The 14,075-nt window shown below is 69.6% G+C and carries 12 protein-coding genes and 3 pseudogenes; 6 read left to right on the top strand and 9 right to left on the bottom strand.

Annotated elements, in window-relative coordinates; translation table 11 throughout:
• Window positions 1-21: 21 nt before the first annotated feature.
• A complete protein-coding gene (locus OG254_RS03870; protein ID WP_405577224.1) occupies window positions 22-699 on the bottom strand; it encodes a CBS domain-containing protein in 678 nt (225 codons plus the stop codon).
• A 24-nt stretch (window positions 700-723) separates the two neighbouring features.
• A pseudogene (locus OG254_RS03865) lies at window positions 724-1,126 on the bottom strand (cyclic nucleotide-binding domain-containing protein).
• A gap of 316 nt (window positions 1,127-1,442) precedes the next feature.
• Here OG254_RS03865 and OG254_RS03860 point away from each other — a divergent pair.
• The 4 genes and pseudogenes from OG254_RS03860 (at window position 1,443) to OG254_RS03845 (ending at window position 6,908) form a co-directional block, all read left to right on the top strand.
• The gene (locus tag OG254_RS03860) at window positions 1,443-2,318 is read left to right on the top strand and encodes a universal stress protein (protein WP_405577222.1); all 876 of its coding nucleotides are present in this window, start codon (window positions 1,443-1,445) and stop codon (window positions 2,316-2,318) included.
• A gap of 18 nt (window positions 2,319-2,336) precedes the next feature.
• On the top strand, window positions 2,337-4,736 hold the full coding sequence (locus tag OG254_RS03855) for a glycoside hydrolase family 65 protein (RefSeq protein WP_405577220.1): 2,400 nt from the start codon (window positions 2,337-2,339) through the stop codon (window positions 4,734-4,736).
• A 16-nt stretch (window positions 4,737-4,752) separates the two neighbouring features.
• Window positions 4,753-5,631 carry a potassium channel family protein gene (locus OG254_RS03850; RefSeq protein ID WP_405577218.1) on the top strand — a complete coding sequence of 293 codons (879 nt, stop codon included), beginning with the start codon at window positions 4,753-4,755 and terminating at the stop codon, window positions 5,629-5,631.
• A gap of 529 nt (window positions 5,632-6,160) precedes the next feature.
• Window positions 6,161-6,908, top strand: a pseudogene (locus tag OG254_RS03845) (SDR family NAD(P)-dependent oxidoreductase).
• A 126-nt stretch (window positions 6,909-7,034) separates the two neighbouring features.
• Here the strand turns inward: OG254_RS03845 and OG254_RS03840 are convergent.
• A complete protein-coding gene (locus OG254_RS03840; RefSeq protein WP_405577216.1) occupies window positions 7,035-8,087 on the bottom strand; it encodes a class I fructose-bisphosphate aldolase in 1,053 nt (350 codons plus the stop codon).
• A gap of 360 nt (window positions 8,088-8,447) precedes the next feature.
• On the opposite strand from OG254_RS03840, the gene OG254_RS03835 reads away from it, so the two are divergent.
• A complete protein-coding gene (locus OG254_RS03835) occupies window positions 8,448-9,335 on the top strand; it encodes a universal stress protein (RefSeq protein ID WP_405577214.1) in 888 nt (295 codons plus the stop codon).
• An 88-nt stretch (window positions 9,336-9,423) separates the two neighbouring features.
• Here OG254_RS03835 and OG254_RS03830 read toward each other — a convergent pair whose 3' ends face one another.
• Entirely contained in the window at window positions 9,424-10,449 is a 1,026-nt protein-coding gene (locus OG254_RS03830) for a 6-phosphofructokinase (protein WP_405577212.1), read from the bottom strand.
• 710 nt (window positions 10,450-11,159) lie between these two features.
• Between OG254_RS03830 and OG254_RS03825 the strand changes: the two genes are divergently transcribed.
• A complete protein-coding gene (locus tag OG254_RS03825) occupies window positions 11,160-11,375 on the top strand; it encodes a hypothetical protein (protein WP_405577210.1) in 216 nt (71 codons plus the stop codon).
• 131 nt (window positions 11,376-11,506) lie between these two features.
• On the opposite strand, the gene OG254_RS03820 is transcribed toward OG254_RS03825, so the two are convergent.
• The 5 genes and pseudogenes from OG254_RS03820 to OG254_RS03800 form a co-directional block, all read right to left on the bottom strand.
• On the bottom strand, window positions 11,507-12,016 hold the full coding sequence (locus OG254_RS03820; RefSeq protein WP_405577208.1) for a flavodoxin domain-containing protein: 510 nt from the start codon (window positions 12,014-12,016) through the stop codon (window positions 11,507-11,509).
• Window positions 12,017-12,091: 75 nt separating this feature from the next.
• Window positions 12,092-12,529 carry a universal stress protein gene (locus OG254_RS03815; RefSeq protein ID WP_405577206.1) on the bottom strand — a complete coding sequence of 146 codons (438 nt, stop codon included), beginning with the start codon at window positions 12,527-12,529 and terminating at the stop codon, window positions 12,092-12,094.
• Window positions 12,499-12,597 (bottom strand): annotated as a pseudogene (locus OG254_RS03810) (universal stress protein); the annotation flags it as partial. The pseudogene OG254_RS03810 and the gene OG254_RS03815, both read right to left, overlap by 31 nt.
• Before the next feature lie 519 nt (window positions 12,598-13,116).
• A complete protein-coding gene (locus OG254_RS03805; protein ID WP_405577204.1) occupies window positions 13,117-13,773 on the bottom strand; it encodes a DUF4389 domain-containing protein in 657 nt (218 codons plus the stop codon).
• A 27-nt stretch (window positions 13,774-13,800) separates the two neighbouring features.
• A complete protein-coding gene (locus OG254_RS03800) occupies window positions 13,801-13,947 on the bottom strand; it encodes a hypothetical protein (RefSeq protein ID WP_405577202.1) in 147 nt (48 codons plus the stop codon).
• Window positions 13,948-14,075 lie beyond the last annotated feature (128 nt).

The raw sequence follows: 14,075 nt of genomic DNA, 5'->3' as shown, positions 1-14,075 counted from the left end.
GCGTCCGTGACCGGCAACCGCTCACTGAGTTCCCTCGGGCCTGTCCGGGTCGGCTGACGGACCGGTGAGATGGGGCTCGACGTCCACGACGCCTTCCACGGCGCGCGCGAGGCGTACGGCCACCGAGATGAGCGACGTGTCGTGGATGTGCCCGCGAAGGGTGACGACCCCCTCATGGACGTTCACGTGGAGGGCGTGGCTGAGGGCCGGGAAGAGGTAGGACACCACGGTGCGGCGGACCTCTTCCTCGATGTCCTCGTCCGATCGCAGGAAGACCTTCAGCAGATCGGCGCGGCTGACGATGCCCTGGAGCATGCCGATGTCGTCGACCACGGGCAGCCGCTTGACGCGCCGGACGGCCATGATCCTTGCCGCTTGGGCCAGGGTGGCGTCGGGGTGGACGGTGATCGCGGGGGTGCTCATGAGCTCCTCCGCCGTCACTGCCCCGGCCTTGGCGAGATCGGACAGCCGTCGGCGTTGCTCGAAGCGGCTCGGGTCGCTGTCTCGGAACTCCTCCTTGGGCAGCAGGTCGGCCTCGGAGACGACTCCGATGACGCGTCCTTCTCCCTCCAGCACCGGCATGGCACTGACCTTCCACTGCTCCATGGTCCGGACGATTTCCTTGAAGGGGGCGTCGCGTCCGACGGCCACGACCGTCTGCGTCATCACATCGCTCACGATGTGCGGGGTCTCAGGCACTTCGGACCTCCTGGTCCTGCCTCGTCAGGGCACTTCGCCGGCGCCGCGGGGCGCGTAGAGGTCGAGCAGCCGCACCCTGGCGGACCTGAGCCGCCCTGCGATCACTCCGGCGACATAGGTCCACAGGGCTTGCTTCAGCTCGGGGTCGTTCTCGCACAACTCAAGGACCGCGGCCGCGTCGAACTCGTAGGCACGTACCGGGCTGGCGGCCTGGGCCCCCAGGTGCCAGCGATGGGGCGGGACCAGCCAGGACCAGCCCAGCAGTGCTCCGGGCGCCGAGGGTCTCGACGACCGCCGCGCGGCGGCCGGGCACGTGGACGTCGAGTGCGACGGTGCGCGTATGGATGATCCAGAAGCGGTCGGCTTTGCCCCCCTCGTTGAAAATACGCTCGTCGATCGCGAACGACACTTCATGAGCCAGCGACATGAGCCGCTCCTGATGCTCCTTGGTCAGGGCGCCGAGAACACCGGACCTGGCAATCACAGTCGCCTACCCTCACCATCACCTCGAAGCGGAGGCGGGCTCATATCAGGCCGATGAGGCGGCCGTGGTGACGATGCGAATAGCGGCACTCCGCCCCGCTCTCTCACCTGACTCCACAATCGTCGCAAATCGACACAGTGCAACCTGGGTCCAGGCCCCCTGGCGAGAGCCGGTCCACGTGTCGCGATGGCCCCAGGGGGGTGCGACGGTATTGACAGGGGGTTTCCGGCAGTGGCCCGGCAGGAAGGTGGTGGTGACCATGGAACTCCCTCTGGTTGTGGGTGTCGACGGATCGGATTCCAGCCTGCAGGCCGTGGACTGGGCGGTGGACGAGGCGGCGCGCCTCGGGCTGTCTCTGCGGCTCGTCTATGCGTCCTTGTGGGAGCGGTACGAGGGAACCCGCCCCTCCTTCAGTGCCGGCCGTCCGGCCGAAGAGGTCATGGCCGAGCACATCGCCGCGTCCTGCGCGGAACGCGCCGGACTGCGCAACCCAGAGGTCAAGGTGTCGAGCGAAGTCCTGCCGAGCGACGCCGTGTCCGCGCTGCTGCACGCGGCTCATGAATCCTCTGCTTTGGTCACGGGTTCTCGCGGACGTGGCGAGATCGCCGGGTCGCTGCTGGGATCGGTCAGCCTCACGGTGGCTGCCCGTGCCGTGTGCCCGGTCATTGTGGTCCGCGGCGGGGAGCGGAACCGGCAGGGCTCCGTCGGCCGGGTGGTGGTAGGCGTCGGTGACTCCACGGACGGCTCGGCCGCTGTGCGGTTCGCCTTCCGCGAGGCCGAGGCGCGCGGCTGCGCCCTCACTGCCGTACGGGCCTGGCGCCGCCCTGCCCATGAGCACGCGGACCATCCCCTGACCGCGGGCGATACCGCCGGTTCCGACGAGGAACCCGCCTCAGCTCTCCTCACAGACGCCCTGCGCGACGCTGTACGGAATCACCCGCAGGTCGATGTGCATCGCCAAGTCGTCGAAGGCCCCGCGCACAAGGTCCTCCTGGACGCCTCGGTCGAGGCCGACCTGGTGGTCGTCGGTGCGCTGAGGCGGCACGGCCGCTTCGGTCTGCAACTCGGCAGGGCCGCCCACGTCCTGCTGCATCACTCGCAGTGCCCGGTGGCCGTCGTTCCGCAGCGGGCCTGAACCGGCGTTGGGCGACGGATGTCGGAGTGGACGTGGCAGTACGAGGGCTACGACCCCGCTGCCGAGCGGCTGCGTGAATCACTCGGCACGCTCGGCAACGGCTACTTCGCCACGCGCGGCGCGGCGCCCGAGTGCCGGGCGGGCCTGGTGCACTACCCGGGAACCTACGCGGCCGGGTGCTACAACCGCCTGGAGTCGACCGTGGCGGGACGGCGGGTGGAGAACGAGGACCTGGTCAACCTCCCCAACTGGCTGCTGCTGCGGTTCCGTCTCCGTACCGCTGAGGGAGCCTGGCGCCCGTGGTTCTCCCCGGACACGCACGCCCTCCTGGACTACCGGGTCACCCTGGACCTGCGCCGTGCCACCCTCACCCGCGCGTTCCGTCACCGGGACGACGAGGTGGGCGTGCTCGACGTTGCACAGGTCCGCCTGGTGCACGTGGGGGATCCTCATCTCGCCGCACTGCGGACGGTTTTCACGGCCGAGGACTGGTCGGGAGAGATCGAGATCGAGTCCTGTCTCGACGGCGAGGTGATCAATGGCAATGTGCACCGATACCGCGCCCTCAACGGCAGACATGTGACCCGTGTGCGGACGGGGACGCAAGAGCCCGACACGGTCTGGTTGAGCTGCCACACCAGTCGTTCGGACATCAGTGTGGCCATGGCCGCCCGGACGCTACTCGCGGACGGGTCTGCGGCCTCGTCGGGGTTTCGCGCGGCCCGCCGCCGTGCCGTCCACCGCTTGGTGGTCCCGATCGCTCCCGGCCGTCCGGCCGCTGTCGAGAAGACCGTGGCGCTGCACACCTCACGCGACACGGCGATCAGCGACCCGCTCGAAGCAGCACTCGACCGCGTTTCCACGGCTTCGGATTTCTCGTCCCTGCTGGACTCCCACTTCGCCGGGTGGGAGCGGTTGTGGCGGCGAGCGGAGATCCAGGTACCCGGCCAGGCCGGCCGTGTCCTGCGCCTCCACCTCTTCCACGTCCTGCAGACGTTGTCCCCGCACACCACGGATCTGGACGTGGGCGTGCCGGCCCGAGGACTGCACGGTGAGGCGTACCGGGGGCATGTCTTCTGGGACGAGCTGTTCGTCCTGCCCTACCTCAACCTGCACTTCCCGGAGGTCTCCCGGGCCCTCCTGAACTACCGGTACCGACGCCTCCCGCGAGCATGCCGGGCGGCCGCCGCGATCGGCCGGGCCGGGGCGATGTACCCCTGGCAGAGCGGCAGCGACGGCCGCGAAGAGACCCAGGAGTGGCATCTCAACCCCCGATCGGGGCGCTGGCTTCCGGACCACTCCCGGCTCCAGCACCACGTGGGCTCGGCGATCGCCTACAACGTGTGGCAGTACTGCGAGGCAACCGGCGACACCGAGTTCCTGCACACCAAGGGCGCGGAGATGCTGCTGCAGATCGCCCGCTTCTGGGCGGACCTTGCCGTCTTCGACCCCGACATGGGCCGCTACCGCATCCGCGGCGTCGTCGGCCCCGACGAATACCACGACAGTTACCCGGGCGCCGACCGGCCGGGACTGGACGACAACGCGTACACCAACGTCACCGCCGTATGGGTCCTCACCCGCGCCCTGGACCTCCTGCGGCGCCTTCCCGCCTGGCGGCGGGAGGAACTATTCGATCGCGTCCGGCTGGACGGCGATGAACTACGGAAGTGGGAGGAGATCTCCCGGCGATTGCTGGTGCCGTTTCACCAGGGCGTCATCAGCCAGTTCGAGGGCTACGACGACCTCGCCGAGCTGGACTGGGACGCCTACCGGGCGCGCTACGACAGCATCCGGCGGCTGGACCGGATCCTGGAGGCCGAGGGAGACACGGTCAACCGCTACAAGGCGTCCAAGCAGGCCGACGTCCTCATGCTCGGCTACCTGTTCTCGCCCGCCGAGCTGGGGGACCTGTTCCGCCGCCTGGGGTACGACCTGGACGACGAGCTCTGGCGCAGGACCGTCGACTACTACCTTCAGCGCACCAGCCACGGCTCCACGCTCAGCGGGCTCGTCCACGGCCTGGTCCTCGCCAGGGCCAGGCGCGCCGAGGCGTGGCAGTACGTCCAGGAGGCCCTGGAGGCGGACATCGCCGACATCCAGGGCGGCACGACCGGCGAAGGCATCCATCTCGGGGCCATGGCCGGGACCCTCGACCTGGTCCAGCGCGGTCTGACGGGACTGCAGACACGCGAGGACGCGCTGTGGCTGGACCCGGTGCCTCTTCCGGCGCTCTCCGAGTACGGGTTCTCGCTGCGCTACCGCGGCCACTGGGGTGTCGGGGTACGGCGCCGGAGAGGACAGCTTGAGATCGTCGTACCCGACTCGGAGGAGTCACCGATCCGCGTGGTGCTGGCCGACCGGGCCGTGAGCGTCGCGCCCGGAGAGACCTGCACGCTCGAACTGCCGGCGAGTTGACCCCTAGGAGACGTGGATGAAGTGGTTGGTCTCGTTGGCCGGCGCCGGGCTCGTCATGGTCACCTTGCGGGACCTGTTCCACACACTCTGGCACCCCACCCGACACGGCGGCCTGAGCCGCCTCGTCATGACGGCCCTGTGGCGGCTGGCCCGGCGCTTTCGCTCGCGTGGGCGTGTGGTCGGGCTCGTCGGGCCACTCGCCATGGTGACGGTCGTGGGCATGTGGGCCGCCATCGTTATCCTCGGCTGGGCGATCGTCTACTGGCCCCATATGCCCGGGGCGTTCACCTTCTCACCCGGTTCCGAGGCGGCGCAGGAGCCGGCGTGGCTCGACTCCCTGTACCTCTCGCTCGTCACGGTAGCCACGTTGGGGCTTGGGGACATCGCGCCCGCCGAGGGCTGGCTTCGCCTGGTCTCACCGTTGGAGGCCCTCGTCGGCTTCGCCCTCCTGACAGCTACCGTCTCCTGGGTTCTGGAGATCTACCCGGCGCTGACCCGCAGGAGGGTCCTGGCGATCCGGCTGGCGCTGCTGCGCGACTCAGACCCGGCGACGCCGCAGATTGACTGCACGGCGGGGGCGCTGCTGCTGGACAGCTTGGCCACCGAAGTCGTACGCGTCCGTATTGACTTCACCCAGTACGCCGAGGCGTACTACTTCCACGACGGGGAGGACCACTCGTCGCTGGCGGCCACGGTTGGCTACGCAGCCGACCTCGCCCAGCGCGGACAGGCAGCAGGGCGGCCGGAGGTAAGACTGGCCGGTGACCTGCTGGACGGTGCACTGCAGGACCTCGCCGCCATCCTTGACCAGCGCTTCCTCCATACGGGAGGAACGCCGACGCAAGTCTTCGCCGCGTACGCCGCCGATCACGGCCGCAACCATGCCGAGACCTGAGTAGCGGCTGATGGCGCTGTGCCGGTCGCCGGAGCCCGTCTCGGGTCGGACCGGGCGGCGCCGGACTGCAAGCCGCCATGCCTGGAGGAGATCCCGTCCGTCGCCGCTCGGTGACCTGGCCGCCTGTGCCCCGGCATGCGCGCAGGACGCGAGCAATCGAACACTGGTCCGGAGGAGTGCCAGCCGTGGCCCACCGGGCTCCATGGGCTCTCCCCGCGTGGACAACGGCGCTCGACGGAGATGACCATGACGTCTTGCCGGGCGATCATGCGTGCAGGTGCCACCTGCATCCAGGAAAACGAGACCGTCGACCCCCAGTGCGCATCGGCGTGATCGGCCAGGCGGACTGCGCACGTCATCTGCCCGAAGACCAGGTGGGCCAATTCGTGGAGGTCATCTGCCCGACCCCCCTGACCGACCTCACCGGCCGGCGGCCTGTGGCCTTGTGACCGGTGGTGTCATGCCGAGTCGGCCGCGGCTGATGCCGCCCTTGTGGATCTTCGTCGAGATATCGGTTCAGGAGGTCATGATGGGACGTCTCAACGAGCGGGTGGCGATCGTCACCGGTGGAGCGAGAGGAATCGGCGCCGCTGTGGCACGCCTGTTCGCGGCTGAGGGCGCTGGGGTGGTGGTCGCCGATGTCCTCGACGCCGAAGGGGAGAACCTGGCGGCGGAACTCGGCGGCCCGGCCCGTTATGCGCACCTGGACGTCAGCAGCGAGGATGGCTGGCAGAGCGTGGTGGCGCAGGTCGAGCGGGAACTCGGCCCGGTCTCGGTGCTGGTCAACAACGCCGGGATCCTCGAGTGGGGGGACCATCGAGGAACAGAGCCTCGAATCCTTCCGGCGGGCCATCGACGTCAACCTTCAGGGTGCTTGGCTGGGCATGCGCACGGCGGCCCCGTCAATTCGCCGGGCCGGCGGAGGCGTGATCGTGAACATTTCCTCGATCGCCGGCATCACCGGGTATGCCGGCATCGGATCGTATGTGGCCAGCAAGTGGGGACTGCGCGGCCTGACCAAGGCCGCGGCGCTGGAACTGGCCCCGGACGGGGTCCGTGTCTGCTCGGTCCACCCCGGTGCGGTGCGCACCGCGATGACGGCCGACTTCGATGACTCCTTCACTGACGGACAGCCCCTCCCACGGTTCGGTGAGCCTGAGGAGGTCGCCCGTATGGTGCTCTTCATCGTCACCGACGCCACCTTCTCGACGGGCGTGGAGTTCGTCCTCGGCGGTGTCACCGCGGGTCCGCCGACCGCCCTGACACCCGGCCAGTGACTCGGCCGGGGTGGCCTGGAACGGCGGACAGGCCCGCCTCACCGCCGAGGCCGCCGTGGAGGGGATGCGTCGTAGACGCAGGGTCTTGTGCATGGGCTCGGCTACGCCGTCGGGCGGGGTGCCCGGTCAGGCGATGGTGACGCTGTCATCGAGGTAGACGTCCTGGACGGCGTGGAGGAGTTCGATGCCCTCGTTGGTGGGCCGTTGGAATGCTTTGCGCCCGGTGATGAGCCCGGTGCCGCCGGCCCGCTTGTTGATCACCGCTGTGCGTACGGCCTGTGCGAGGTCGCCCGTGCCCGCCGATGCGCCGCCGCTGTTGATGAGTCCGACCCGGCCCAGGTAGCAGTTGGCGACCTGCCAGCGGGTGAGGTCGATCGGGTGGTCGGTGGTGAGCCTGTCGTACAGGAGAGGGTCGGTCTTTCCGAAGTCCAGTGCCTGGTAGCCGCCGTTGTTCTCCGGCTGCTTCTGCTTGACGATGTCGGCCTCGATGGTCACGCCGAGGTGGTTGGCCTGGCCGGTGAGGTCGGCCGACACCGCGTAGTCCACGCCGTCCTTCCTGAACGCCGGGTTGCGCAGGTAGCACCACAGCACGGCGAACATGCCCAGTTCATGGGCGCGTGCGAAGACCTCGCTGGCTTCGCGCAACTGGCGGTCCGACTGCTCCGAGCCGAAGTAGACCGTGGCGCCGACGCCGGCCGCGCCGAGGTCGAAGCACTGCTCGACGTTGCCGAACATGATCTGGTCGTAGTGGTTCGGGTAGGTCAGCAGCTCGTTGTGGTTGAGCTTCACGATGAAGGGGATCTTGTGCGCGTAGCGCCGCGAGACGGCCCCGAGCACGCCCAGGGTGCTGGCGACCGCGTTGCAGCCGCCCTCGACGGCGAGTTCGACGATGTTCTTGGGGTCGAGGTAGCGGGGATTCGCTGCGAACGCCGACGCCGCGGAGTGCTCGATGCCCTGGTCGACCGGCAGGATCGACACGTACCCCGTGCCGGCCAGACGGCCGTGGTCGAACAGGGACTGCAGGTTGCGCAATACCCGGGGCGAGCGGTCGGTTGCGGCAACGACCCGGTCGACGAAGTCATGACCCGGCAGTACCAGGTCTTCCTTCGGAATCCCCTGGGCGGTATGAGCCAGCAGGTCCTTGGCCTCGTCGCCCAGCAAGCCTTGGATGTCGGTCATCGGCTCGCCTCTCCGGTCATTCGGAATCGACGGTTGCACCTCCAGGCTCCCGCACCCGCCAGGCTCATGTAAGTCCGTACACGCCGTTTGGGCGCCTTGCTCCAGGTGTCAGGGCCGCATCTTCTCGAACGCGGGCCCCGTGGTCGGCCCGACGACGACCCCGCCCGGCGCGCGCCTGCTGCGAGGTGCCGACTCTGCGTGAGCGGTCTGGTGAATCCAGCTGTGATCGGGCCACCAGGACCTTCCGGGACCTCACATCCGATGCGGGCGCCGCACCCGTCCTGCCGTGGAACAGTGGAAGAGAGGTGACACGGGCCGTGCGGCGGTCGCGGAGGTGCAGGCCGGTCGAAGGAGGACACGATGAGTCACCCTGTGCTGGCGGGTATCGACGGGTCCGAACGCAGTTCGGCGGCGGCCGACTGGGCGGCGTGGGAGGCCGCGTCGCGTGGGGTTCCACTGCGCCTGGTACATGCCTCTCCACCGCTTCCGGGCACTGTCCTGCCGGGCCCGGCGTTGGACAGGCTGCACCACATGGGTGCGCGGACGCTCCAGCGGGTGGTCACCGACCTCCGCGACCGCTACCCGGATGTCGAGGTGCGGGGCGAGCAGACCGATGAAGCCCCGGCCGCTGCTCTCCTCGCCGCCGCCCGCGATGCCGGGCTCCTCGTCGTCGGCACACGGGGTACGGGCGGGTTCGACGGTCTCGCGGTCGGATCGGTGGCCCTGCGGGTGGCGGCGGCAGCCCCTTGTCCTGTGGTGTTGGTGCCTCAACAGCCAGGCACCCTCGGGGAAGGGAAGCATGCGGCACACGGCGCCGCCCAGATCGTTGTGGGGTTCGACGGGCATCACCCGGTCGGTGAGGTGGCGGACTTCGCGTTCTCGGTGGCTGAGGCGCGCGGAGCACGTCTTCGGGTGGTCCAGGCATGGGCGTTTCCTGCTGAGGCTGTATCTCCGACGACGCTGGTGGTGACCGAGGAGGACCGTGCCACCTGGGAGGATCAGGAGGTCTTGCAGCTCTCCGATGCGCTGCGCGCGTGGCGGGAGAAGTATCCCAGTGTGACGGTCCGCACCGATGTCGTGCTGCTCCATCCCGCGGAAGCGCTCTTGAACACGTCCCGGGGTGCGGCCCTGCTCGTGGTGGGCCGCCGCACCGATCCGCAGGCGGCCGAAGGCCGACTGGGCCCGGTCACGCACGCCGTACTGCACCACGCCCGCTGCCCGGTGGCGGTCGTACCCCACGCCGGATGACGACCGGCCAGAAGCCTGACTGGTGGCGGTGGTGGGACTTGTCGCGGAGCGGCTGGTCCCACGGCGATTCGGCGAGCGCCGGGGCGGGTCAGCCGAAGAACACCTCGAACTCGTCGTACAGCGACGGGTCGACCAGCTTGGTCTGCGCTGTGGCATCGGCGAGGGGCAGGCGGACGATCCGGGTGCCCTGCAAGGCGACCATGACGCCGAAGTCACCGTCCTTGACCGCGTCGATGGCGTGCAGCCCGAAGCGTGTGGCCAGCCACCGGTCGAAGGAGCTCGGAGTGCCGCCGCGCTGGACGTGACCCAGGACCGTGGTACGGGCGTCCTTGCCGGTGCGCTCCGAGATCTCCCGGGCCAGCCATTCGCCGATGCCGGACAGCCGGACATGGCCGAACTCGTCCAGCGACTGGTCCTTGAGGATCATCTGACCCTCTTTGGGGACGGCCCCTTCGGCGACCACGACGATCGGTGCATAGTTGATCTTGAATCGGCTCTTCACCTGCTCACAGACCTGATCGATGTCGAACGGCCGCTCAGGGATGAGAATCACGTTGCCGCCACCGGCGATGCCGGCGTGCAGGGCGATCCACCCGGAGTGCCGCCCCATCACCTCCACCACCAGGGTGCGCATGTGCGATTCGGCAGTGGTGTGGAGGCGGTCGATGGCCTCGGTCGCGATACCGACCGCGGTGTCGAAGCCGAAGGTGTAGTCGGTGCCGGAGACGTCGTTGTCGATGGTCTTCGGGACGCCGACCAGGTGGATTCCCTGCCGGCTCAGCTCGGTGGCCACACCGAGCGTGTCCTCGCCGCCGATCACGACGAGCGCGTCCATGTCGTGCGCGGCAAGGGTGTCCTGCACGCGTCGCAGCCCGTCCTCGTGTTTGAACGGGTTGGTGCGGGAGGAGCCGAGGATGGTCCCGCCGCGGGGGAGGATCCCCCGCACGGTGGAGATGTCCAGCGGCCTGACATCACCCTGGAGCAGACCGAGCCAGCCGTCCCGGACGCCGGCGAAGTCAAAGGAGTATTCCTGGACGCCCTTGCGGACGACGCTGCGGATCACGGCGTTGAGGCCGGGGCAGTCACCGCCGCCGGTCAGCACTCCGACCTTCATGGGCTCTCTCCCATCCGCTGATCGCCCCGCCCGGTCCCGGGCCTTCTCGGCGATCGCGACCGCTGTCGGGGCACATGGATCGCCTGCTTCTCCTTCATCAAGCCTCCCTCCGTTCGATCCGCAGTGGCCACTCGACCGGCGCAGGATCCAGGCGGCTCGCTCGTGGGGGTTCTGTCCGGCCTTCGGGCCGGTCTGGAGCCCGCCGGACAAGTGCGGTCCGCGTCGGAGGAGCGACCTGTGCGACCGGTCCTGGGACAACCCCGTTTCGAGGCCGCGCAGCGAACATTCGTCAGGTCCGAGAGCTGCGGGGCGCCGGTCGACCGCGCGACGGCGAAGAGGCCCGGATGGAAGGACCGGTGTCGAGCTTCGCGGGCGCCCATGCCGTGCGGGAGCCCGCCTGCCGGGTAGCGCAGGACGGATCGGCCCTCGGCCAGCGCGTCCTGCACTGCATGGCTGGCCCGCGGTTCGTGACGGTGCACCGGGAACCAAGGCCGCGGCGCTGGAACTGGCCCCGGACCGGATCCGTATCTGTTGGGGGTCCGGCCTGCGGACGGCCAACTGGCTCACCTCCGGCCGGCTCTTCTGTTGGCGTCCCCGGTGCAAGGGCCTCTCCAGCCCTCCGTTCGGGCCGCATGGCTCATGTGCCGCCGGTCATATCGGAGTTGGCTGGAAGCACGGGGGAATGGCACCGACCTGAGGGGGAGAGGACCGTGGGCACGAGTCTCACGCCGGAGTTCTGGGAGCGGTTCGCGCTCCTGCTGTTCGCGGCGACGGGAGTGGCCTTCGCCCTCGCCGCGCTCTTCGACTCGCTCGCGCTGCGCAGGCAGAACCGCCGCGCGCACCGGCCGCCGATCAAGTCGGTCAAGCCGACACGGGCCCCGCACCGGCCCGGGACCGGGGACCACCGCCCGTCCGTCCATGTGTGAGGCGTGCGTCCGTCCACACCTCGGAGCAGTACACCGGCACAGCACAGAGCACCACACCGATCGGCCGGGAAACCTGCCGGGAAACCTGCGGACGGTCTCGTCATGGCCCCGCCCCCCCACGGCGGGAGTCGTCACGCACGAAGCAGCTCCGCCGCGATCCCGGCCGCCCAGCCATCGATGGCCGCCCAGTCGCGAAAGTCGCCGTACCGGCCGCCCAGCAGCCGGAACCTGATCCGTCCGCCGAGCGGCAGCTGGGAGGCCCGGATGACGCCGGAGAAGAGCTCATGGCTCCGGTAGGACAGACCGGCCGGCAGGCTCCGGACGATCACCGGAGCCTGCATCGGCCCCAGCCTCTTCCATGGCCCCCGCAGCGCCCCTGGCATTCCCACGCTGTAGATCCACACAGGGCGGGACGCCAGCAGGTCGAGGTTCTCGCGTACGAACTTCCGGGCAGGGGCGAGCCAGGTCTGATTGTGCACGGCGCTGCCGAGGACGAACGCGCCGTACGCGTCGGCGTCGTCGACGGCCTCCAGGGGGCGCACGTCGGCTTTCAGCCCGGCTCGGCCCAGGCCGACGGCCAGCCGCTCGGCTACCCCACGGGTGGAGCCGTGTGCAGTCGCGTATCCCACCAGGACATCCATGACGTTCACCTCTGCCTGGATTGATCTGCTCGGGGGCATGGGTGTCGGCACGCCTTGGCCGCGCGCGCCGCCCGGCTATGCGGCTCCGCTGCGGACGACGGCCGATGTTCCGGCACGCAACGGGGTCGGCTGCCGGTCGGGGGCGGGCACCGTCACCACGGGGACCGTGGCGTGCCGCAGGCACTCGCGGCCCACCGTGCCGATGGCCGGCAGCTCCCACCGACCATGGGCCGTGCGCCCCAGGGCCAGCAGCAGGGCGCCGCGCGTATGCCGCAGCAGTACCCTCGCGGGTGCCCCCTCCTCGACAACGGCCCGCAGGTCGGTGTCGATGTGTGGACCGAATGCCGCTCGAACGGTCGAGGCAAGCAACTCGGCGGCCCGCTGGCGCTGATCCGCGGCCGTGGGTCGGCCCGCCGTCGGCGCATAGGGCGCGAACCCGGCCGCGGTGACCGGTTCCAGGCGTGCACGGCGAGGACCGACGTGCCGAGGGCTCGTGCCTGCTCCGCAGCCCACCGCAGCGCGGCCACGGAGGCCTCGGAGCCGTCGACGCCCACCACGATTCCACCTGCGTGTTCGGTCATGGTTGCCTCCCTGGACGGCCTCTGCTTCCACGGTGCCCCGTACCGGGCGGGCGGTGCGTGGGCCGAGGGTCTCCGGGGCCGTGCCGAACGGTCCCTTCCTGATACCGGCTCAGTACAGCGAACCCGGCCGGCTCATCCCCACCGCGGCGATGACTCCCGTGTCGAGCAGCACGCCCAGCGACAGCCAGTGGTTGACCACAGGGTCTTCAGCACCAGCCCGACGGAGGCCGCGAGGACCGCCGCGGCGGCCCAGCCCCCGCTCTGTGCCGCGGTGGCCGCACCGGCTATGACGTAGAGCATCGCGGTGATCGAGGCGAGTGCGACGGCCGCCCTGTTCTCCCCCCTGTCTCGGCTTCTCCCGACCATGGGCACCCCCATCCGGTGCCTGGGACAGTCCCGCCGAGGCGAGTGCTCAGGAGTGCCGAGGGTGGAACGGCTGCTCGGTGCTGGCGTGCGGCAGCCAGACGGTCCGATGGACGAGGCCGTGCGTAAACAGGAAGATCGACACCAGCGCGGTGATCACGGCAGTGACTCCGGTTCGCCGCCGCCCTGGTCGAGCCGGAACGGCGGGTACACGTCGGTGAGGAGGGCCGCGTAGGCGGCCACTCTCAGTGCCCACCGGTTGAGGCCGAGGACGAGGTCGAAGATGCCGCGCGGGTAGTGCGCGGTGGCGGCCAGCGCGATGCCGGCGAACAGGGTGAGCAGCCCGATGAGCCCGCCCGAGAACCAGACCACCCGCGCCCCGCCCATGAAGAACGCCAGGACCAGGTAGTGGGGGATGGCCAGCAGCCACCACTTCACCAGGACGAGGCCCCGGGACAGCTGGTCGGGGTACGCCACGTCCCAGTGAGTCGGGTAGTCGGGGACGTCGGCGAGCGTGAACGGCGGGTAGCGGTCGGTGCCGAGAGCGCCGTACGCGTAGTACGCCACGCGCCAACTCCAGCGCAGCACGCCCACGTTGAAGTCGAACAGCGCACGCGGGTAGCGGCCGTTGATCAGGACGGCGAAGAACGCCACCACGCTCACCCCGACGAACGCCAACCACAAGAAGACGAGGACGACGTAGTGGGGCAGCGCGAGCAGCCACTTCACCAGCCACAGCCAGCGCGACAGTGGCCGGTCGAGTGCCGCGGTCAACCGGGCGGGGTGGACAGGGCGCAGTACTTCGGTGGCCATGATCGATCCCTTCGTGCGAGGTGGAGATCACGAGCGGTAGCGCCGGTGGTCGTCGTGGTCGCCGATGAGGTGCTTCTCCATGACGACCTTTCGTTCACCGGGACGCCGGACCATGCCCGACGCAGCCATGAAGATGACGAGACCGACCGCGCCGATCAGGATGAGAGGAACCATCACTGCCTCCTCGGGTATGCCCGGACCCGAGAGCCGGGTCCGACGGTCGCGGACTCCGGTCATGACGAGCCTCCAGGCTCATCTCCAGCTTCCCAGGCCTCGCACGACCGTCTCAGGGGCTGCTCGGG

It is taken from the genome of Streptomyces sp. NBC_01092, from assembly GCF_045039535.1.
Lineage (GTDB): Bacteria > Actinomycetota > Actinomycetes > Streptomycetales > Streptomycetaceae > Streptomyces.
This window is presented reverse-complemented; position numbering and strand designations above follow the sequence as displayed.